The organism is Nocardia abscessus (assembly GCF_015477775.1).
Lineage (GTDB): Bacteria > Actinomycetota > Actinomycetes > Mycobacteriales > Mycobacteriaceae > Nocardia > Nocardia abscessus_A.
The window spans coordinates 52,408-72,193 of record NZ_JADLQO010000005.1 but is presented as its reverse complement, the minus strand read 5'-3'; the positions used below and the strand labels follow the sequence as shown (position 1 = coordinate 72,193).

General features: G+C 65.4%; 28 protein-coding genes. 8 read left to right on the top strand and 20 right to left on the bottom strand.

Annotation, left to right across the window (positions count from 1 at the left end; all coding sequences use genetic code 11):
• Nucleotides 1-37: 37 nt before the first annotated feature.
• The 3 genes from IU450_RS15595 to dtd form a co-directional block, all read right to left on the bottom strand.
• On the bottom strand, nucleotides 38-538 hold the full coding sequence (locus IU450_RS15595; RefSeq protein ID WP_195150519.1) for a YbaB/EbfC family nucleoid-associated protein: 501 nt from the start codon (nucleotides 536-538) through the stop codon (nucleotides 38-40).
• Nucleotides 539-555: 17 nt separating this feature from the next.
• A complete protein-coding gene (locus tag IU450_RS15590) occupies nucleotides 556-879 on the bottom strand; it encodes a hypothetical protein (protein WP_195150518.1) in 324 nt (107 codons plus the stop codon).
• Between the two features lie 199 nt (nucleotides 880-1,078).
• Nucleotides 1,079-1,522 (bottom strand): D-aminoacyl-tRNA deacylase, encoded by a 444-nt coding sequence (dtd, locus tag IU450_RS15585; RefSeq protein ID WP_195150517.1) that lies wholly within the window; start codon nucleotides 1,520-1,522, stop codon nucleotides 1,079-1,081.
• Nucleotides 1,523-1,688: 166 nt separating this feature from the next.
• Between dtd and IU450_RS15580 the strand changes: the two genes are divergently transcribed.
• The 4 genes from IU450_RS15580 to IU450_RS15565 all read left to right on the top strand — a co-directional run bounded on the left by IU450_RS15580 (nucleotide 1,689) and on the right by IU450_RS15565 (nucleotide 5,292).
• Complete coding sequence (locus tag IU450_RS15580) at nucleotides 1,689-3,212, top strand: hypothetical protein (RefSeq protein ID WP_228834646.1); 1,524 nt, start codon at nucleotides 1,689-1,691, stop codon at nucleotides 3,210-3,212.
• Nucleotides 3,213-3,571: 359 nt separating this feature from the next.
• Nucleotides 3,572-4,030: a DNA-directed RNA polymerase subunit beta gene (locus IU450_RS15575; protein WP_195150516.1), complete on the top strand. Its 459-nt coding sequence runs from the start codon at nucleotides 3,572-3,574 to the stop codon at nucleotides 4,028-4,030.
• Nucleotides 4,027-4,455, top strand: coding sequence for a DUF4254 domain-containing protein (locus IU450_RS15570; protein WP_195150515.1), 429 nt, complete (start codon nucleotides 4,027-4,029; stop codon nucleotides 4,453-4,455). The genes IU450_RS15575 and IU450_RS15570 overlap by 4 nt, the downstream gene beginning before the upstream one ends.
• Nucleotides 4,456-4,491: 36 nt before the next feature.
• On the top strand, nucleotides 4,492-5,292 hold the full coding sequence (locus IU450_RS15565) for a class I SAM-dependent methyltransferase (protein ID WP_195150514.1): 801 nt from the start codon (nucleotides 4,492-4,494) through the stop codon (nucleotides 5,290-5,292).
• 444 nt (nucleotides 5,293-5,736) lie between these two features.
• On the opposite strand, the gene map is transcribed toward IU450_RS15565, so the two are convergent.
• From map to rpsH, 9 genes are all read right to left on the bottom strand, one after another.
• Nucleotides 5,737-6,534 (bottom strand): type I methionyl aminopeptidase, encoded by a 798-nt coding sequence (map, locus tag IU450_RS15560; protein ID WP_181722758.1) that lies wholly within the window; start codon nucleotides 6,532-6,534, stop codon nucleotides 5,737-5,739.
• 29 nt (nucleotides 6,535-6,563) lie between these two features.
• Nucleotides 6,564-7,109, bottom strand: coding sequence for an adenylate kinase (locus tag IU450_RS15555; protein WP_043687391.1), 546 nt, complete (start codon nucleotides 7,107-7,109; stop codon nucleotides 6,564-6,566).
• The gene (gene secY, locus IU450_RS15550) at nucleotides 7,106-8,428 is read right to left on the bottom strand and encodes a preprotein translocase subunit SecY (RefSeq protein WP_195150513.1); all 1,323 of its coding nucleotides are present in this window, start codon (nucleotides 8,426-8,428) and stop codon (nucleotides 7,106-7,108) included. The genes IU450_RS15555 and secY overlap by 4 nt, the downstream gene beginning before the upstream one ends.
• A 171-nt stretch (nucleotides 8,429-8,599) precedes the next feature.
• Nucleotides 8,600-9,043 (bottom strand): 50S ribosomal protein L15, encoded by a 444-nt coding sequence (gene rplO / locus IU450_RS15545; RefSeq protein ID WP_051168540.1) that lies wholly within the window; start codon nucleotides 9,041-9,043, stop codon nucleotides 8,600-8,602.
• 1 nt (nucleotide 9,044) lies between these two features.
• On the bottom strand, nucleotides 9,045-9,224 hold the full coding sequence (rpmD, locus tag IU450_RS15540; RefSeq protein ID WP_043687386.1) for a 50S ribosomal protein L30: 180 nt from the start codon (nucleotides 9,222-9,224) through the stop codon (nucleotides 9,045-9,047).
• Nucleotides 9,224-9,883 (bottom strand): 30S ribosomal protein S5, encoded by a 660-nt coding sequence (gene rpsE / locus IU450_RS15535; protein WP_159922822.1) that lies wholly within the window; start codon nucleotides 9,881-9,883, stop codon nucleotides 9,224-9,226. The genes rpmD and rpsE overlap by 1 nt, the downstream gene beginning before the upstream one ends.
• A gap of 70 nt (nucleotides 9,884-9,953) precedes the next feature.
• On the bottom strand, nucleotides 9,954-10,361 hold the full coding sequence (gene rplR / locus IU450_RS15530; protein WP_051168539.1) for a 50S ribosomal protein L18: 408 nt from the start codon (nucleotides 10,359-10,361) through the stop codon (nucleotides 9,954-9,956).
• Nucleotides 10,362-10,363: 2 nt separating this feature from the next.
• Entirely contained in the window at nucleotides 10,364-10,903 is a 540-nt protein-coding gene (gene rplF, locus IU450_RS15525) for a 50S ribosomal protein L6 (RefSeq protein ID WP_181722761.1), read from the bottom strand.
• A gap of 14 nt (nucleotides 10,904-10,917) precedes the next feature.
• Entirely contained in the window at nucleotides 10,918-11,316 is a 399-nt protein-coding gene (gene rpsH, locus IU450_RS15520; protein ID WP_039795549.1) for a 30S ribosomal protein S8, read from the bottom strand.
• 284 nt (nucleotides 11,317-11,600) lie between these two features.
• On the opposite strand from rpsH, the gene IU450_RS15515 reads away from it, so the two are divergent.
• Entirely contained in the window at nucleotides 11,601-12,254 is a 654-nt protein-coding gene (locus IU450_RS15515; RefSeq protein WP_228834645.1) for a Uma2 family endonuclease, read from the top strand.
• A gap of 109 nt (nucleotides 12,255-12,363) precedes the next feature.
• Entirely contained in the window at nucleotides 12,364-12,612 is a 249-nt protein-coding gene (locus tag IU450_RS15510) for a ribbon-helix-helix protein, CopG family (RefSeq protein WP_195150512.1), read from the top strand.
• A 129-nt stretch (nucleotides 12,613-12,741) separates the two neighbouring features.
• On the opposite strand, the gene IU450_RS15505 is transcribed toward IU450_RS15510, so the two are convergent.
• The 3 genes from IU450_RS15505 to IU450_RS15495 are packed head-to-tail and all read right to left on the bottom strand — an operon-like array spanning nucleotide 12,742 to nucleotide 13,726.
• Nucleotides 12,742-12,951, bottom strand: a complete 210-nt coding sequence (locus IU450_RS15505) for a hypothetical protein (protein WP_195150511.1) — start codon at nucleotides 12,949-12,951, stop codon at nucleotides 12,742-12,744.
• Entirely contained in the window at nucleotides 12,948-13,487 is a 540-nt protein-coding gene (locus IU450_RS15500; protein ID WP_195150510.1) for a hypothetical protein, read from the bottom strand. Before IU450_RS15500 ends, IU450_RS15505 begins: the two co-directional genes overlap by 4 nt.
• Entirely contained in the window at nucleotides 13,484-13,726 is a 243-nt protein-coding gene (locus IU450_RS15495) for a hypothetical protein (protein WP_051168537.1), read from the bottom strand. The genes IU450_RS15500 and IU450_RS15495 overlap by 4 nt, the downstream gene beginning before the upstream one ends.
• A 518-nt stretch (nucleotides 13,727-14,244) precedes the next feature.
• Between IU450_RS15495 and IU450_RS15490 the strand changes: the two genes are divergently transcribed.
• Both IU450_RS15490 and IU450_RS15485 read left to right on the top strand, forming a co-directional pair.
• Entirely contained in the window at nucleotides 14,245-15,144 is a 900-nt protein-coding gene (locus tag IU450_RS15490; protein WP_195150509.1) for a helix-turn-helix domain-containing protein, read from the top strand.
• Nucleotides 15,134-15,358, top strand: a complete 225-nt coding sequence (locus tag IU450_RS15485) for a DUF397 domain-containing protein (RefSeq protein WP_195150508.1) — start codon at nucleotides 15,134-15,136, stop codon at nucleotides 15,356-15,358. The genes IU450_RS15490 and IU450_RS15485 overlap by 11 nt, the downstream gene beginning before the upstream one ends.
• 241 nt (nucleotides 15,359-15,599) lie before the next feature.
• Here IU450_RS15485 and IU450_RS15480 read toward each other — a convergent pair whose 3' ends face one another.
• From IU450_RS15480 to IU450_RS15460, 5 genes are all read right to left on the bottom strand, one after another.
• Nucleotides 15,600-16,013 carry a hypothetical protein gene (locus IU450_RS15480; protein WP_195067205.1) on the bottom strand — a complete coding sequence of 138 codons (414 nt, stop codon included), beginning with the start codon at nucleotides 16,011-16,013 and terminating at the stop codon, nucleotides 15,600-15,602.
• A complete protein-coding gene (locus IU450_RS15475; protein ID WP_195150507.1) occupies nucleotides 16,010-17,290 on the bottom strand; it encodes a hypothetical protein in 1,281 nt (426 codons plus the stop codon). The genes IU450_RS15480 and IU450_RS15475 overlap by 4 nt, the downstream gene beginning before the upstream one ends.
• Nucleotides 17,287-17,586 carry a WXG100 family type VII secretion target gene (locus IU450_RS15470; protein WP_195067203.1) on the bottom strand — a complete coding sequence of 100 codons (300 nt, stop codon included), beginning with the start codon at nucleotides 17,584-17,586 and terminating at the stop codon, nucleotides 17,287-17,289. The genes IU450_RS15475 and IU450_RS15470 overlap by 4 nt, the downstream gene beginning before the upstream one ends.
• 16 nt (nucleotides 17,587-17,602) lie before the next feature.
• Nucleotides 17,603-17,983: a WXG100 family type VII secretion target gene (locus IU450_RS15465; RefSeq protein ID WP_195150506.1), complete on the bottom strand. Its 381-nt coding sequence runs from the start codon at nucleotides 17,981-17,983 to the stop codon at nucleotides 17,603-17,605.
• A gap of 140 nt (nucleotides 17,984-18,123) precedes the next feature.
• A complete protein-coding gene (locus IU450_RS15460) occupies nucleotides 18,124-19,413 on the bottom strand; it encodes a Fic family protein (protein WP_195150505.1) in 1,290 nt (429 codons plus the stop codon).
• Nucleotides 19,414-19,786 lie beyond the last annotated feature (373 nt).

Below are 19,786 nucleotides of genomic sequence, written 5' to 3'. Positions count from 1 at the left end.
GGGCAGCTACCTCGGTCGCCCGGTCCGGCTACCGGGTTCACCAGCTCGAATCGGTGACCGATCCACCACGATCGCGTTCTACGGTCTCGGTATCGGTGAAGCGCATGCCGCTGCCGTCGGAGAACTCCCTGCGCTCGCGCGCGTTCGGCGGCGCCGTCGGTGCGGGCACCGGCTCCGGCGCCCGCAGGTCGGGCATGCCCTCGACCAGGTCGGACAGCTTCGGCATCCGTGCCCGATGGGTGTCCAAGGGCGCCATCAGGTCCCGCGTCTTGCGGGCCACATCGGCGCTGGCTTGCTGCGCGGCCTCGGTGATCGCCTTGGCGATCTCGGCATAGCTCAGGTCCTCGATGTTCGGCCCGAACTGGGTGTCGATGACCGTGTTGTCGGCGTTCACGACCACCGTCACCCGCTTACCGCGCACCGTCGCGCGGCCGGTGAGTTCGGCGCGCTCCTGCTGCAACCGGGCGATGATCCGCATCTGCTCCTGGACGCCGTCGAGGATGTCGGCCAGGTCCGCCTTGGCTTGCTCGTTGGTCATGGTCGGTAACCCCGGGCTCAGCGGATGCCGTCGCGGTTGCCGTGCTCCATGTCGCGCAGCAGGTCGGCGGTCTCGGTCTGTCCTTCGCTGAAGTTCTCGAATGTTCCAGCGACGTTGCGAGCGCCCGAGATCAGATTGTCCCGAGTGGTGGTGTAACCACCTTGACCGTCGGGCCCGTTGGCGAAGTTGCGGCCGATAGTATCGTCGCCCCAGCAATTTCCCCGCGCGGCGATCGACGAGCTCAGCCTGTCGATGATGCCGTTGACCCGGTCCTGCACATGCCCCGTCTTCCGGGCCGCCTTGCGGAACAGATGCTCATCGAATTCGACATTGTCCGCCATCGCGTCCGCTCCTCCACCCTCGACTCCTTCCCAGCCACGGTAACACCGGATGACTAATCACCAGTGACGCCAACGTGAACGGGATCTTCCCCGGCGCTTGCGGGTAGACGCCGCACCAGGTCGGGCACGGTCCGGGTCATGAGAATCCGTCGGTGCCCGCAGTTTTCGGGGCAAGACGCCGAGAGCCCGACACGCGGACTCACAACTCCAGCAAGAGGGTGACCGGGCCGTCGTTCGCCAAGTCGATCCGCATGTGCGCACCGAACCGCCCGGTGGCGACTGTTGCGCCGAGTTCGCGCAACGCGTGCGCGAAGGCGTCGACGAGGGGTTCGGCGACGGCGCCGGGAGCGGCCGCCGACCAGGACGGGCGCCTGCCTTTCTTCGTGTCCGCGTACAAGGTGAACTGACTCACCACCAGGATCGGGGCGTTCAGATCCGCGGCCGAACGCTCACTGTCGAGGATGCGCAGCCGCCATACCTTGTCGGCCAGCGCCTTCGCGGTCGCCTCGGTGTCGGAGTGCGTCACGCCGACCAGCGCGACCAGGCCGTGCGGGATCCCGCGGGCCGCCGGATCGATCCGGCCGACGACCTGGCCGTCGACGGTGACCTCGGCCGAACTCACGCGCTGCAATAGGGCTCGCACAACCCTCGATCATGCCTTCCCGGCCGGCACGGACGGACGGATGGGTAGCCGCCGACCGCACAGCCCGGTCAGCCTGGCCGGATACAGGTGCGCGCGGGCGGCAACCATGACAAACTCGGTGCGCAGAAGGATGCGTAGCGCGGTTGCCGCGCGGTGGCGGAGGATCATGCTGGAAACGAGGAGCGCGATGGATCTGGACGCGATGGAGCGTCAGATCGCGGCGGATCGGTATGCGGCGCTCGACCGTACGGTCGAATCCGAATTGCGCTTGGCCACCTCGCTCGGCGAACTCGCCAAGGGGCTGATAGCCACCAAGACCAACGGCTCGACGCGCGACCGCACCAGGGAAGCGCTGGCGCCTGCCGAGGAGGCGGTGGCGATCCGCCTGCGCCTGCTGTCCAGGGGCCAGGTGCTGACCGCCCGCCTGGCGGGCGAGTTGAACGACGCGCTGCGCTCGTTCGAGCAGGCGGCGCGGCACAGCGGCCGCAGGGAACTGGCCACCACGACGATCCGCCGCGCCTGCGACGTCTACCGCCAGGTCGCGCGGGACCATCCGGAGGTCGCCGGGCCGTGCGCCGACGGTCTGTCCAAGTGCGGTGTGTGGCTGGGCAGGCTGGACCAGGACGCCGCGGTAGCCGCGACCGAGGCGGCGGCCCGCATCCGCGCAGGCCTGGCCGCGGCCAATCCGGAACTGTCCGGTAAGTACCTGGCCAGCCTGAGCACGCTGCTGCGAACGCTCATGGTCGGCCGGTCGCGCAAGCAGGCCATCGCCATGTACCGGGAGCGGTACGCCGCGTTCACCTCGACCAGCATGTCGATCCGGTTGCGCGCGTGCGGCATCCAGGACCTGGACCTGACGCCGAAGTCGCACCGGGCGTTGGTCGAACTGGGCTGCCGCACCCTGGAACAGGCGGGGCGGCTCACCCAGCAGCAGGTGATGTTCAAGTCCTCCGGTGACCTGTCGACCGTCGAGGAGATCAACTGGAAGCTGGCCCTCGTCGGCCTGCGACCGCTCACGCCGGGCACCGAGCAGGATCAGCCCGCGACGCCCGTGCAGATCGGCTCCACCTTCGGCGCGCTGAGCGTGTACCTACCGGAACGGGACGCCATCGCCCAGGTGCGCGCCGCGATCATCGCGGCCTATGCCGTCGACGACGCCTACCCCCTCGACCGCGAGAGTTACCTCGGTACGAACGAGTCGAAGTTGAAGAGCCGCGAACCCCGGCTGAACACCTCGACCACCCTCGGCGACGACATCGTGCTGATCGATCAGCCCTACGGCGGCTGGGTGACGGTCATGAGCCTGAACTGGGAGCTCACGCCGGTGGCGAAAAACCCGCTGGCACTGCGCCTGTCCCAGGACTGGCCGGTCGCGGCCATCACGGTCACCGAGAACGTGGCCTACGAGCTGTGCTGGTACGAGCGCGGCGCGGCCACCCAGTACGCCGCGCTCGGCCGTCCGGCCGGGCAGGCTCCGCTCGACAAGCCGCTCGCGCCCTTGGACTTCGAGACGCTGGCGTTGTACAACCCCGACCGGGCGACCGAGACCAAACTGCGCGCGGCCTTCGGTAACACGAAAGTGTTCGCCAACCTCACTTATCTGCCGGACTGCGGCCTGCGCCAGATCAGTGTCGACACGCCGTTGTCCGAGCACGGCGATCGCGTCCTGTTCTTCCGCACGACGCCCTGAGGCGCGCCGGGACACCCCTGTCGCAGGACGGATTTGCGGCAAGGTAGCACGCATGGTTGCGGCGGTGGTGAACAAAATGCCCTCCGTTCCCGCCTCCGCATCCACGCAGGTCATTTGACCAGGAAATACGTCTGCCGAAGTGAACGCGGAGCGGTCCATCGAATCGTGCCGGTAACCGCACCCACCGGTAACCAGCAGGCAAACGAATTTCTCGAGAACTAATTGAACGGAATGTTTGATCTGTTCCATGGAGTGCTCTACTGAGACAACGCCCGCACGGTGTACCGGATCACAGCACTGATGCCGCAGCACCGGCCGGGCGGCTTGGAAAAAGTCGAACGAAGTTACCCGAGGGCCCCATGGACCAACTGGCGTTGGCGGACACCCCGACCGCCCGATGCGCCTACTATCGACACACCTGCGATCTGCCCGCCGGAGTTCATCCGGAACTCGGCCGAATCGTCGTCCGCGCCGGATTCGTCGGCGCGATCACGATGCCGGCCGCGTTGGGGCAGAAAGTTCGCGACGATCTCACCCAGCGCCGAATCGGGCTGGGTCCGATCGTCTTTCACGTCCGGTCCAAACGGTGGACCTTTCTGACCCGTCCCGATCTACCCGACGACGTCCGGCTGTTCGCCGAGCTGTTCCGCCTGAACGTGTCGATCGTGCCCAGCGGCGGCGAAATCGCCCTGCCATCCCCCGCCGATACCGACGCGGGCTACCGGCACTGGATCGTGGCTCCTCAGAACGGTTTCCGCCCGGCCGGCTCGTCCATCGTCGACACCGTCCGGTCCTGCACGAGAACGGGTAGGCGATGACGACCGGGGCACTGCCCGCGAAACATCAAGTACTGCAAGCTTGTCGAGGTGAACTACAAGAGAGCAACCCGCTGCTGCGCGGTGCGCACGAACTCACCACCCTGCACGAACGCAGGCTCAGCGCGGCGCACGATTCGCTCGATGAGATCGATGCGTTGCGTGCGAGCCTGATCCGCGACATCGATCGCTGGATCACGGTGCAGCTGCCACCCGCGCACGGCGCGGCGCACGTGCACACCGAAACGGTCGGCGCGGTGATCGACCGTCTGGCCCAGTTCACCGCGAACGCCTACGCTGCGCTGGCCAGCGCCTCGGAATGGGATCTGTGGGACGCCTGGCAGCGCTTGGCCGAGCTGGCCGTCGGCTACGACGACCTGGCCGCCGAGGTCTGCGCGGGCGTGCGCAGACTTCCCGGCGCATCGTAGGTTCCGTCGCCGCTCCCCATCCGTGATGATGGACGTATGGTCAGTCCGGCCGACCACGATGACGAAAAGCTCGCCCTGCACGCCGAAAGGGCGAACTCGTTCGGCGCTCATGCCGCCGCGTACGCCGAACATCGTCCCGACTATCCCGCCGCGGCCATCCGATGGGCGCTGGCCTCGGTCGCCGACCGGCGGCCGCTCACCGTTCTCGACCTGGGCGCCGGAACGGGCAAGCTCACCGAGGGCCTGCTCGAAGCAGGCGCGACAGTGATCGCCGTCGAACCGGACGAGCACATGCGCGCCGAGCTGACCCGCCGGTTACCGAGCGTCACCGCGCATGCCGGTACGGCCGAGGCCATTCCGCTCACGGACGCTTCGGTGGACGCGATCGTCGCCGGGCAGGCGTTCCACTGGTTCGACCTCGACCGCGCGTATCCGGAATTCGTCAGGGTGCTGCGACCCGGCGGCGTTCTCGCCGCCTTGTGGAACACCGACGACAACTCGGTCGACTGGGTCGCCGGACTGAAGCAGGTCGCCGGGTCCAGCGTGTCAACGGCGCTGCCACCGAGCGGACAGGTCGAACTTCCCACCCACCCGCTGTTCGGCGAGCACGAGATCGAACGGTCGACATTCCCGCACCGGCATCGGCGCACCGCCGAATCCCTGACGGCGACCATCGGCACGCAATCGCACACACTGGTGATCTCACCCGAGGAGCGGGCCGAAGTGCTCGGCCGGATCGTGGGCTATCTGCGCGGCAGGCCGGAGACCACCAGAGGCGAATTCGATTTTCCCATCGTGACTTCGGCACTGCGATCCACACTGCGCCCCGCGGACTGAGCGGCTACTTACGCAGACCGAATACGCAGGCCACGACGTTCCCATCACCCGGACAGGAGCTGCGGACAGGCCCGATCGCCACGAACTGCGGCGCGTGCCAACCCAATTCGAGTAGCGGCCTACTCACGTCCGCCCCACCTGCCCGGCCATACGCTGACGGCATCGTTCAAAACAGTGTCGAACCAAGGAGAAAGTAAACGTTCCACCCGCACGGGCACCGCCCCGGGCTCACCGCTTCGGCTGAACACGCAGGACGCGGGTGCAAGGAACGACGTCACCGATCCAGCGAAAGCTGGGTATCGCCCGGTGGTCGTGTCGGCGCAAGGTGTCGACACGCGGACACGCGGCGAGATCGACCAGGAACCCTGGCGTCGGTGCGGCTCGTTTCCTCGCCGCGCAGTGTTGCCGAACCGGACGGCCCGACGGCCGCGCACCCGCCGTGCGCTACTCCGGACGCAACGTCAGGATCCGCGGCCCGTCCTCGGTGACCGCGACGGTGTGCTCCCAATGTGCGGCACGGCTGCCGTCCACGGTGACCACGGTCCAGTCGTCGTCGAGCACCTTGGTCTGGGTGGTGCCGAGCGTGAGCATCGGCTCGATCGCGAGCACCGACCCCACCACGAGTTTCGGACCTTTACCCGGTTCGCCCTCGTTGGCGAGGAACGGGTCGAGGTGCATCTCGCGGCCGATGCCGTGCCCACCGTAGCCGTCGACGATGCCGTAGGCGCGCCCGTGCTCCTTCTCGGCTGCCCGGGTGCCCTGCTCGATGGCGTGCGAGACGTCGGTGAGCCGGTTACCAGGCAGCATCGCCGCGATACCCGCTTCCATCGACAGCTCGGTCGCCACGCTGAGCAGCCGGTCGGCCTCGATGATCGTGCCGACGCCGAACGTCCACGCCGAGTCACCGTGCCAGCCGTCGAGAATCGCCCCGCAGTCGATGGAGACCAGGTCGCCCTCGGTGAGGATCTCCTCGGCGGTCGGGATCCCGTGCACCACGCGATCGTTCACCGAGGCGCAGATGGACGCGGGAAAGCCGTGGTAGCCCTTGAACGACGGCACCGCGCCCGCGTCCCGGATCACCTGCTCGGCGACCTCGTCCAGTTCCAGGGTGGACACCCCGGGTTTGGCGGCCGCACGCACCGCCACCAAGGCGCGGCCGACGATCGCGCCTGCCGCCGCCATGGCGTCCAGTTCGCCTGCCGTCCGGAACGGCACGACCTTCTTCTTGCGGTTGAAGACCATCCGGCCTCAGTGCTCCATCGCGAACCGGCTCAGTGGCCCAGCGCGCGTAGCGCCCGCGCGTTGACGTCATCGACCTCGCCGACGCCGTCCACCGAGACGACCAGGCCGTCGTAGTGGTCGAGCAGCGGCTCGGTCTCTTCGCGGTACACCCGCAGGCGGTTGCGGATCACGCCCTCGTTGTCGTCGGTGCGGCCGCGGGCCAGCATCCGCTCGACCACGGTGTCCTCCGGCACGACGAAGCGCAGCACCGCGTCGAGCTTGGTGTTCATGTCCTTGAGGATCTTCTCCAGCGCGTCGGCCTGGTCGACCGTGCGCGGGTATCCGTCGAGTACGAACCCGTTGGCGGCGTCGGGCTCGTTGACCCGCGCCTCCACCATGCGGTTGGTCACGTCGCTGGGCACCAGGTCGCCCGCGTCCATGTACTTCTGCGCCTCACGGCCCAGCGGCGTCTGCTGGCTGATATTCGCACGGAACAGGTCCCCGGTGGAGATGTGCGGAACGCCGAGCTTCTCCGACAGCAGGACAGCCTGGGTGCCTTTACCGGCGCCCGGCGGACCGAGCAGTACAACTCTCACTTGAGGAACCCTTCGTAATTTCGATTCATCAGCTGGCTCTCGATCTGCTTCACCGTGTCCAAACCGACGCTCACCATGATCAGCACCGCGGTACCGCCGAACGGGAGGTTCTGGACGCCACCGGAAGCACCGATATCGAGGAACAGGTTCGGCAGCACAGCGACCAGACCGAGATAGATCGAGCCGGGGAGGGTGATACGGCTCAGGACGAAGTTGAGGTAGTCGGCGGTCGGCTTACCGGGCCGGTAACCCGGAATGAAGCCACCGAACTTCTTCATCTCGTCGGCGCGCTCCTCCGGGTTGAAGGTGATCGCGACGTAGAAGTAGGTGAAGAACACGATCAGACCGAAGTAGATGGCGATGTACACCGGGTTGCCCGGGTTCACCAGATACTTCGCGATGATCTCCTGCCACCAACTCGGGTCCGGGTTGTTCTGCGATCCCGTCAGCTGCGCCACCAGGTTCGGCAGATACAGCAGCGACGAGGCGAAGATGACCGGGATGACACCCGCCTGGTTCACCTTCAGCGGCAGATAGGTCGAGGAGCCGCCGTACATCTTCCGGCCGACCACGCGCTTGGCGTACTGGACCGGGATCCGGCGCTGGCCCTGCTCGACGAAGATCACCGCCGCGACGATCGCCAGCGCGGCGACACAGACCAGGCCGAACACCAGACCGCCCCGGCTGTCCAGGATGGCCTTGCCCTCGGTCGGGATGCGGGCGGCGATACCGGCGAAGATCAGCAGCGACATGCCGTTGCCGATGCCGCGCTCGGTGATCTGCTCGCCGAACCACATGACCAGCGCCGCGCCCGCGGTCATCACGAGCACGATGATGATCATGCCGAAGATGCTGGTGTCGGCCAGGATGTCCTGCTGGCAGCCCTGCAGCAGCTGGCCGCGGGCCGCCAGTGCGACCAGACCGGTGGCCTGCAGGATCGCCAAGGCTATCGACAGATATCTGGTGTACTGCGTCATCTTGGTCTGGCCGGATTGGCCTTCCTTGCGCAGTTCCTCGAACCGCGGGATGACGACCGTGAGCAGCTGGATGATGATGCTCGCGGTGATGTAGGGCATGATGCCGATCGCGAAGACCGACAGCTGCAACAGCGCACCACCGGAGAACAGGTTGATCAGCTGATAGATGCCAGCGGACTCACCGCCGGAGACCAGGTCGATACACTCCTGGACCGCCTGGTAGTCGACGCCGGGGGACGGCAGCGAAGCACCCAGCCGGTACAACGCGATCAACCCCAGCGTGAAGAGAATCTTCCGCCGTAAGTCCGGAGTCCGGAAGGCCGATACGAAGGCGGAAAGCACTGATCCTCCTGGCGAACGACATGGTCATGACATGGATGTTCAGCGATGTCCCTGCTCGACACAGAAGGGACGCCGAAAACCACGACGAGGCTTGGCAGACAACAATTGAACTCTAACAGTGGCACCGGACGAGCCTTCACTCGTCCGGTGCCGCTGTAATGCAGAGTACCGTCAGCCCAGCTCGGTGACGGTGCCACCGGCGGCGGTGATCTTCTCTTTCGCCGAGCCGGTGACCTTGTCCACGGTCACCTGGACCGCGACGCCGATCTCACCATCGCCGAGGACCTTGACCAGCTGGTTCTTGCGAACCGCGCCAGCCGCCACGAGCTCGGCCTTGCCGACCTCGCCGCCCTCGGGGAACAGCTTCGCGATGGCGCCGACGTTCACGACCTGGTATTCCGTGCGGAACGGGTTCGTGAAGCCCTTGAGCTTGGGCAGCCGCATGTGCAGCGGCATCTGCCCGCCCTCGAAGGCGGCAGGCACGTTCTTGCGCGCCTTGGTGCCCTTGGTACCACGGCCCGCGGTCTTGCCCTTGGAGCCCTCACCGCGACCGACGCGGATCTTCTCGGTCTTGGCGCCGGGAGCCGGACGCAGGTGGTGCAACTTGATGGTCATGTCAGACCTCCTCAACGGTCACGAGGTGGCGCACGACGTTGATCAGCCCGCGGTTCTGAGGGTTGTCCTCGCGGACCACGGTCTTGCGGATACCGCGCAGACCCAGGGTCCGAAGGCTGTCGCGCTGATTCTTCTTGGCGCCGATCGAGCTCTTGATCTGGGTCACCTTGAGATCTGCCATTACTTGACACCTCCGGCAGCCTGAGCGCGCGCACGCAGCATGCCGGCAGGAGCGACGTCCTCGAGCGGCAGGCCACGGCGAGCCGCGACCTCTTCGGGACGCTGCAGCTGCTTGAGGGCAGTAACAGTCGCGTGCACGACGTTGATGGCGTTGTCGCTACCGAGCGACTTCGCCAGAATGTCGTGGATACCGGCGCATTCCAGCACGGCACGAGCCGCGCCACCGGCGATCACACCGGTACCCGGCGAGGCCGGACGCAGCATGACCACACCGGCGGCCGCCTCACCCTGGACCGGGTGCGTGATGGTGGAGCCGATCATCGGGACGCGGAAGAAGTTCTTGCGAGCCTCTTCGACGCCCTTCTGGATGGCCGCGGGAACTTCCTTGGCCTTGCCGTAGCCGACGCCGACCAGACCGTTGCCGTCACCGACGATCACCAGGGCGGTGAAGCTGAAGCGACGACCACCCTTCACGACCTTGGAGACGCGGTTGATCGCGACGACACGCTCGAGCTGGTTCTTCTCGGCGGCGCTGTCGCGACGGTCGCCGCCGCCCCGACGGTCGCCACCACCGCGACGATCGCCGCGGCCGCCCTCGGGGGCGCTGCCATTCTGTCCGGCGGGTCCGCTTCCGCCGTCACGCCTCTGACGTCCCGGCATCAGACGTTCCTTCCGTTCATGATCAGCTGAACGCTCAGCTGTGTTTCCTGGATGCTCCGCAGGCTACGCATCAGAATTTCAACCCACCTTCGCGAGCGGCATCGGCCAGCGCGGCGATCCGGCCGTGGTAGTCGTGCCCACCACGGTCGAACACGACGGCCTCGACACCGGCGGCCTTGGCCCGCTCGGCGAGCAGAGCGCCGACCTTCTTGCTCTTGGCCGACTTGTCGCCGTCCAGCGCGCGCACGTCGGCCTCGATGGTCGAGGCGGCGGCGATGGTCTTGCCGATCGAGTCGTCCACCAGCTGCGCGTGCAGGTGCCGCGAGGAGCGGTTGACCACCAGGCGCGGACGCTCGGTCGTGCCTTCCACCTTCTTGCGCAGGCGGAAGTGACGGCGCGTCTTCGACAGGCGACGCTGCGTCGACACGTCCTTGCCCAGGGGGATGCGCTTGGCCTTCTGGTTTTCGGTTTGCGCCATGATCACTTACCCGTCTTTCCGACCTTGCGGCGAACGACCTCGCCGGCGTAGCGGATGCCCTTGCCCTTGTACGGGTCGGGCTTGCGCAGGCCGTGGATGACCGCCGAAATCTGGCCGACCTTCTGCTTGTCGATTCCGGACACGGAGAACTTGGTGGGCGATTCCACCGCAAAAGTGATGCCCTCGGGCGCCTCGATCGGCACCGGGTGGCTGTAGCCGAGGGCGAACTCGAGGTTCTGGCCCTTCAGCGCGACGCGGTAACCGACACCGAAGATTTCCATCTTCTTCTCGTAGCCCTGGGTCACACCGACGATCATGTTCGACACAAGGGTGCGGGTCAGGCCGTGCAGAGCGCGGCTGCGGCGCTCGTCGTCCGGGCGAACGACCTCGAGCTGGCCGTCCTCGCCCTTGGCGACGGTGATCGGCTCGGCGATGGTGAGCGACAGGGCGCCCTTGGGCCCCTTCACCGAGATGTCCTGGCCGTCGATGGCGACATCGACACCGGCCGGGATTGCGATGGGCTTCTTACCAATACGCGACATTGTCCTGACCTCCCTTACCAGACGTAGGCGAGGACTTCGCCGCCCACGCCCTGCTTGGCCGCCTGCTTGTCGGTCAACAGGCCGGAGGACGTGGAGATGATCGCCACGCCGAGGCCGCCGAGCACCTTGGGCAGGTTGGTGGATTTCGCGTACACGCGCAGACCGGGCTTGGAGACACGGCGCACGCCTGCGAGGCTGCGCTCACGGCTCGGGCCGTACTTGAGGTCGACGATGAGCGTCTTGCCCACCTGTGCGTCCTCGGTCCGGTAATCGGCGATGTAGCCCTCGCGCTTGAGGATCTCGGCGATGTTCGCCTTGAGCTTCGAGTGCGGAGCCTTCACCTGATCGTGGTACGCCGAGTTGGCGTTGCGCAGACGTGTCAGGAAGTCTGCGATCGGATCAGTCATGGTCATGGTTCGACCTGGACACCTTTCTCGCCGCGGTTCCCATACAGCGCCGTCGTGCACATCGGCACGCCCGACGGTGGGCCTACGACAATTCGGATGGTCCGGCCGACACTTGCCGACCGGAGGAGGTTCGATCGCCCGAGCGCACGCATGCGGACATGGAGGTGCCCAGGCAACCGCTCTAGTGTAGGCAAGGGGTTCACCGGGGCAAAATCGGGGTCTGTGAGCAGTCCGGTTCGTCCCGCTTATGACCAGCGGAAACGGCCGGTGACCGGGCTAGCATAGGAACCATGTCGAGTCCAGGCGTCGAACGCCCCGACCTGCCGGAGTTGATGACCTGGGAGGAGCTCGAGCAGCTACCCGAGGAGATCGCCGGGCAGATCGAGCTGTGGAACGGGCGCGTCGTCTGGCGGCAGCGCGGACCTGCCGAACACCAAGCCTTCACATTCGCGCTGACCAGCGCACTCAAGCGCTGCGCACGCGATGGCATGGCCGAGCAGCCACAAAGCTGGTGGCGCGTGGACTTCGAAACCAACGTGTTCCTCGGCGACATCGGGAAGTCGGACTTCGTCACCCCCGACGTCGTCGTCTACCGCCGCCTCGACGCCCCCTACCAGGACATCCACGCCCAAGACGTGCTACTCGTGGGCCGAATCCATTCTCCGTCGAGCAACGAGATCGATCCTTTCGACGAGCAGAGGCGTTACGCCGATGCGGGCATCCCCTGGTACTGGGAAGTGACGCTCGCTCGCAGGACGAACACCATCGCAATGGTCCGCGCGCACGCACTGGAAACCTCCCCCGGCAAGCTCCCACACGACGTCCAACCGCTGCATCCGGCCAACTACCTCCTGATCGGCGAGTGGTCACCGAACAACTCCGACGCCATCACCATCGACTTCCCGTTCCCGATCCACATCCCGTGGTCGGACCTGGAGTTCTGATGTCGCCGGCGGTGGGACCACCCAAGCGAAAAATCTCCCAGGTACCCCGCCGTATCCTCGTGGCGGCTTTCGCTCGCGCGTCCGCGACCGCCTCTGCCACGGTGTGCACATGCCTCTCGAGCGGATCACGGTGTACGCGGATGCCGACGACTTGGCCGTCATCGAGGACGCATCGGCGCGAACCGGCGTCAGCGATGCGGAGATCATCCGCCAGGCGATCCATGCGGCTGCACTGCGGCTACGCCGCAGATCCCAGCGTCTGCGTCTGGGGCGTTTCGCCAGCAACGATCCCACACTCGCCGCACGCGTCGACGACATCCTCGCCGGTGACTTCGGCGAGAACCCAGACCGCCGATGAGGCGCGCCCTTCGCGAGTGGCACACCACTGCGCCATCGGCCGAGTAGACCTCTCGATGGTGTGCCACTCGCGAAGCCCCAGCGCAGGGGAGCTGGTGGTCATGGTCGGACTGGCGATTGGTCAGCGCCTTCACGGCTCGAGGTAGAGGCGTTCGCACGGCAGTCGCGGCAATCCGAGCGCGCCGCCCGGAACCACGATGAGGTCGGCAGCGGCGCGCACAGCGCGCCATTCCTGAATGAACCGCGTGGCTGCGGTGTGGCAGGCGGCGAAGTCCAGACTCATGCCGTCGAGCAGGACGCGCAGGTGGACATCGGGCTCCTCTGGACGCGGAGTGGTCACGCCCTCTCCTGTGGCCCGGCATCCGAAAACGCGTGCCGCGCACTGTGCGGAATCTTCGGTCGCACTCTCCCGGCGGCCACCGCGTCCACCATGGCGTTGAACCCATCCCAATGCCGCACGTGGTGAAGAACTTGATCCTCGGTGATTCCGCCGGGTTGCCGTTCCTCTCGACGGCAGCACACGAAATCAGCGGTGAGCAGGCTGACCATCTCGCCGTATGAGTAATGCATCTCCTGGGCGTCCGAAGCAGGCCGATAACCCTCTCGGCCCGCCGTTTCGAGCATGTCTTCCACATATCGGTCGATCGCCCAAATATGCAGGTCCATCAGGTAGGCAAGCCGTTGGCCCATCGGACGTCCAGGCTTGCGGCTCTCGTAATGCCGGACCCACACGCCGAGCAGTCCCACAGCCGACACCATCATCGCGTCCGCGGGCCGCGTCCGGCCGTTGAAAATATCGAAGAAGGCTCGAGTACCGGGCAGGCACAGCGCACGAGATCCGTTCTCGTGCAGATGCGTTCGCGGGTCGACGGTCATCGCACTCCCCTGGTGGGCGCGGAAGCTCCTGCGGCGCCGAGCACCGACAAGTCGATCGCTCGCGGCGGAAGGCATCGGCTGATCGCCGTGACCACCACCATCGCCGAGGGCCGGAAGCCGTCCCGAGGCCGCTCGACCCAATGCCGCACCGCCGGAGGACGGTCGGCCGGAGACGGCAAAGCGATCACCCGGCCGTGACCATAGACCGCGATACCGGCCCGATACAGCTGGGCGAACACCGTGGGAGAGTCGGGTAGATCGGGTCGCACAAGGAAGACCCAGCTTCGCGATCTCGGGTACGACACGATCGGTCCCGTCGCACATCCACGCCGCCGGAGTTCCTCGCGGACCTCATAACCGAGATACCCAGCCATCCCCAGTCCCCATACGCTTCCGGCCGGGACCGTGATGCGTCCGGTGTGCGGGTCAACGCCCGCAGCGAGTCCGCCTATACGGCGGTAGAACGCGCACCGGGCGGTCGGGGTGTCTCGAAACGGGCCTTCCTGCATGGTGATCCCCCTGCCGTCGAGTAAGTCGGAAGTGCGCCCTACCGCGGAGTGCTTCGCCGCTTCGAACCGACAAAACCCTGTTCAGCGGCCTGGCGCACGCACAGCACACCAGCCGGACCACGGCCTCACAGACCAGATCCGCATATTCAGGACAACTTCTCCGAAAGCCCAAGACCGCATCGACTTTTGGGGTATCAATGGATGCAGTTCAGACCGAGTGCTGGATTCATCTATTTGGGGGAAGACCGATGACCGAGATCGAGTCGCCGACGCTGCTGCGCCGACAGCTCGGCAGATTTCTGCGCGAGGCGCGCGAAGGCCGTGGTCTGACGATCGCCATCGCCGCCAAAGAAGTTCAGCTCAGCTTCAACGGACTACAACGCCTGGAAACCGGCCGCGCCGTGAAGCCCCGCCGCCAGGACGTGCGCGAGCTGTGCATGTTGTACGAGGTGAACCCCGAACAGACCGAACAGGCGGTGGGGTTGGCATCGCGCGCGGCAACGGCACGGGACGAGGACGGGATCACTCCGCTCGGCGGGTTGTTCTCGGATGCCTTCAACATGTACGTCGGCATGGAGCGGTCAGCTCGGCGGCTGACGTCTTACGCCGTGCAGGTGCCTGGATTGCTGCAAACCGCCGACTATGCACGGGCGCTGATCAGCGCTTTTCTGCACGACGGTCCCGCCGAGGAAATCGAACAACGCGTCCGGGTGCGCCTCAACAGGCAAGTGGCCGTCACCCGCAAGACGCGCCCTGTGGACCTGCACGTGCTCCTCGACGAATCAGCGCTATACCGGGTCGTCGGAGGACCGAAAGTGATGTCAGAGCAGCACCGCTACCTAGCCGATGTCAGCACACGGCCGAACGTCACCCTGCGCATCCACCCATGCTCAGCCGGATACACGCGCGGCATCCTGCACGGCTCGTTCGTGCTCCTGGACTTCGGCACTGACAACAAAGGCAGGCCGATCGAACCGCCGGTCGTCTACCTCGACGGTGGTATGAGCAGCGATCTCTACTTGGAAAGGCCCGAATTGGTGCAGCGTTACACTGAAATGGCCGACGCCATCCGGGAGACGGCCCTGGACGAGAAGACCACGCGCGACCTGCTCCGCCGGGCAGCAAGGAGTTTTGACGGTGACCGTTGACCTATCCGGAGCAAGCTGGTTCAAGAGCAGCTTCAGCGAGTCCAACGGCCAGTGCGTAGAGGTCGCCCACCTGGACGACGGCATGGTCGGCACACGCGACTCCAAGAACCCGACCGGCCCGGCCCTGACGTTCACCCCCGCCGCATGGGACACCTTCCTGGCCGGAACCAAAGAGGGCGAATTCGACCACAGCCGAACACGTTTCGATCCCTAAATCGCACTACACCCAACGGGCTCGATGATGAAGTCACCGGGCTCCGCGGTCGGAAGCGCGCCCCGAACGAACCTCCCTCGGCAGCAACCCGTTCGGCGAGGGAGTCAAGTTTCAGCTGTGGGCGTTCCCGCAACCTGCACGACGGCTGTGAGTGGCACACGGCAGCGGCAAATCGCGAGTAGACCTCTCGGCGATGTGCCACTCGCGGGAGGATGGTTGGCGAGGCGGCTCGATTTCGGTCTCAGGCATGCAAGTAGGGATCATCTGCCCAAGGATCGCCGTAGTTCTCGTACGGATCACCCAATTGTTGCAGTCGACGTCGACCATCCTCAGTGAGCTTCGCCCTGAACACCTCATTGGAGCCGATCTCGTCGTCGCGTATACCTAAATATCCAGGAACTCCGTTATAGCCGTGAGAGACACGCCTGATCGCTTCCTCCGTACCGACGGCCCAGGCCTCCCACGACCGACCGCCGCCCGGGAATGCACCGAAATCGATGTAACCTTTGTCAGCCAACTCTCGGAGTATTGCGAGAACGTATGCACGCGAATATTCTTCGGGGGCGATCTTCTCAACCGTGCCGTCGAATTCACCGATGGCCGCCCAATCGTCGGAGACATTGTAGAGAAGAAAATTTTCCAGCTTCTCGATCACGGCAGATGCACCTTTACTGGCCTCTTACTTCCCGGATAAAGGATGTCGATGGTCACACCACCCGATTCACTTTTGTCTCTGATTCTTATCTCCGTACCGTCTTCCAAGCGAGCACCCCTGCCGGGATAGTTACCGACATCCAGCGTATCAGCGCCCCTGGTCAAGTCCTCGTACAGCTGCCTGATTTCGGCATCGGAGTCCAGTTGCCTGTTCGGCTTGTTTCTCCCGGGCGCCGTTCTGGAATCGAGTTCATTTCTTACTTCGTCCGCATTCTTGGGCCCCACCTTAGGTGGCGCCTTCTCGACGTCGTCGATCTTCTTCCGCAGGCGATCGCGTAGGTCGGTGACAACTTTCCTGGCCTTGACAACGGCATCCTTCGCCTCCTGTCGGATGCCCGCGATCTGGAGCGCCTTACGGGCTCGCCAGGCGATTACACCGTCCTTGATCTTTCCGGCCCATTTCTGCACTGTGAGCAGAGCCTTGCCGGCGGTGACCGTTCCTGCCCCGAAGCTGATCAGCGAGAGGCCGACCGTGATCGCGGCGTCGATGGCGAGATCCTGAGCTAGAGACTTCAGGAAGCCCTTGATCTCGTCGCGGAGTTCCGTCAGCGCGTCCTTATACGCGATGCAGGACTGGCTGATCTGCGTGCAGGCGGTCAGCAGTTGATCAATCGAGTTCGCGAGGGATTTGAGGTCGTCTCGGATGTAGCCTGCGTCGTCGGCAGTGACGCTGTCGAACAAACTCGCCGCGATCGTGATCTTGTCGCGGGCATTCGTGTTCTGGTAGATCGTGCCGAGACGGTCCCAGGCATCGGCCGCCTTGGCGAGTTTCCCGGTATCGCCGTCAGGGGCAGGTATGCCGATGTGGCTGATGATATTGATGCCTTTGTCCACGATGCCCTGGCCAGGGCCGCCTGCGGAGGCGGGGACCGAAAAGGGTCCGAAAACCGGCATGCCCGGGTCCGTGGGCCGGTCCGGTTGCGGCGCGCCCTTCACGGTGGCGTCGGCTCGAGCATGAGTGAAGCCGATGTCGTTGAGGGCGCTGCCATATGCGTACAGGGTGGAGTGGACATCCTGGAAGAAACCCACGGCCTCGTAGGCCGAGGTGTTGTACGAACGCGCCCACTCCTGGCCGTTCTCGTCCACGCCCGCCATCGATCCACATGCGGACAGCTCCGCGAAGATGTACAGAAAACTGTCGCGAAGCGCTGACGCGGCGTCGAAACAATTGGTGGCCGCTTGATAGTAGGCCTTCGGATCGACAGCCAGCGCCGTCATATGCCGAGGATCCGCAGGCCCTCGGCTACAGCGCCGGTGTAGCCCTCATGGGCCAGCCGCACAGCCTCCTCCAATGCCGTGAGCCCTTCCCTGATATCGGTGGCACCGGCCAGCCACTCGTCGTGCGCCTCGCGGTAGGCCACCATCGCCGCCCCGGCCGACGCGGCATCTACCTCTTTGGCTTTCTGATCGATTGCCGCCAGCTGATCGGACAGCAGCCCGGCGAAGCCACGGATGCGGGCAGTCAAGTTGTCGAGCTTGGCGAGATCCACTGAGAAGGCTTGTGCGTCCGACATACGGTGTCCCGCCCTCTCAAGGAAGATCCAACGAGCTGACGCCGGTGGCGAAAGCCTGGTCGGTCTCACGAACGGTGTCGGCAGTGACACCGAGCTTCTCCGCCAGCTCGAACAGCGCATCCCACACCTGCACCGCCCCCTGGTGGAACTCCTCCCACCCGACCGTGAAAGCGCCGGAATTGTTCCCTGTCCAACTCTCCAACATGTCTCGCACGTCGGTCTCCAGCGCGGAGTACCCGTCCCGGCATTGAGTGGCAACATCGAATGCCAAGCGTCCCAATGCTTTGACCTCAGCGGTGTCGATCGACAGTGATGGCTGTTCCCCCGCCACGCCTCTGTCCCCCTCTACCAGCGGATGATTCAGACGAATGTACCCCAGTCGCACATCCGCCGTCACTCATCGGATCTGGCTTCCGTCCGCACGAGGAGATTGTCACGCGCCTCTGCAATGTGCCGTCGCCGCAACGTGCGAGGCCCACGCAGGCCTTGCTGTGGCAGTGTCCGCCGTCCTGCCCCCAACTCCGCTGTGGCCCTCGGTCAGCGGTCGGGCGGCATATTCTTCGACGGCACCGGACGTGCTGGGTCGGATGTTTGCGTGTCTCCATCCGGGCTGGCGAGACGCCGTTCCAGGGCGGTGAAAGCACTGATCGCCTCGGGTGACTCGAAGGCCCTGTTGCGGCGGCCCACGCTGAGCTGGCGGAGAATTCCGGCTTCGGCCAAACGCTGCACGGCGGCGTTTGTAGCGGGAAAACTGCGTCCGATGAGTGCCGACGCCGTGGCGACGGTGAGGACCGGAGCTCCGACCAGTTTGCCGAGCAGCAGGTCCAATGCGGAGTTCGCCCGCACCGGAGCCACTCGGTCCCGCCACGATCTCTGCAGATCGGCAGCCTTCATCTCGAAGTCGGTCGCATCCTGCGCCGCACGAGTGCACGCGGCGGCGAAACGCGCCACCCAAATGTTCAGATCGTCGGTAGCTTGATCGGAATCGGGCGCACCCACGTGCCGAAAGCGAGTCAGACCGTCGATGTAGCTGTCGCTCCACGTGGCGAGAATCAGCGACACAGGCGCGACGACGCGTTCCGCCACGCCGCGGCGGCGCAGTATCAGGTGGATCAACGCGCGACCGGTTCGGCCGTTGCCGTCGATGAACGGGTGGATCGTCTCGAACTGTGCGTGCGCGATGGCGGCCTGCGCGACAGCGGGCAGATCGTCGCTATTGCAGAACGAGATCAAGTCCTCCATCAACTCGGGTACGAGCTCCGGCGGTGGCGGAACGAAGACGGCCGAGCAGGGATTGAAGGAGCTGCCACCGATCCAGTTCTGTACGTCTCGTAAACATCCGCCGTGCTGTGCGAGCCTGGTGCCCGCGAGCAACCGTCGATGAATCTCGAGCAGAACATCTTCGGTGATCGACTCACCACGGCCAACCGCATCGGCGGCCACAGCCATGGCATCGATATTCGCCAGCACCTCGGCGGCCGTCACATCCGATGATTCTCCTTCGAGCTGACGCGCCGCCTCCGCGCGCAGCAGTCGACGCGCGCCGACCACCAACCCCTCGATCCGTGACGATGCGATGGCCTCGGCGCGCAGCAGCAACCGAGACAGCGCTTCTGTCTCGACGAGCGCCACCGCCTCCGTATCGAGACGGGTGATCGCCACCTCCGCATCGACGACGTCGGCGGCGGTTTCGCTGGTCAAAACGATGCGGCGACCAGCCAACGAATCGGGCAGATACGCGTGGTACGTGCCGGAGCCACGATCTCGTCGAGACAGGCCACCACCATCCAAGTTGCCAACCCACCGCCGCTGCGCAAACTTAGCCATGCCACCTCCTTATTAAAGGTTAACAGATAACCTTTAATAAGGATGTCGTAGTTCTATCCAGGCCACACGCGGGCGATGACCCGGTGGACCGACTCCCACGAATTCGGCACCGGTTCGCATCCTTGATCCAGCAGCCTGGCTCGCACCCTCGGTCACCGGCCGACTTGTCGACTTCGCGCCGCCCACCTCCGCACCGCGCCGTGCCGGCGACTTTCCGCCATATCGACTGATCACGTGGTCCGGTCGGATATCGAATTGCTGCACCACGCCGAAACGCACGGGTAGACCGGGACGCACTGAACGATGTCGACCTGCTCGTCCGGGGCAGCGCGTCTGGACAGCGCCGAACAAGAGCTTTGCGGCAGTCTCCCGA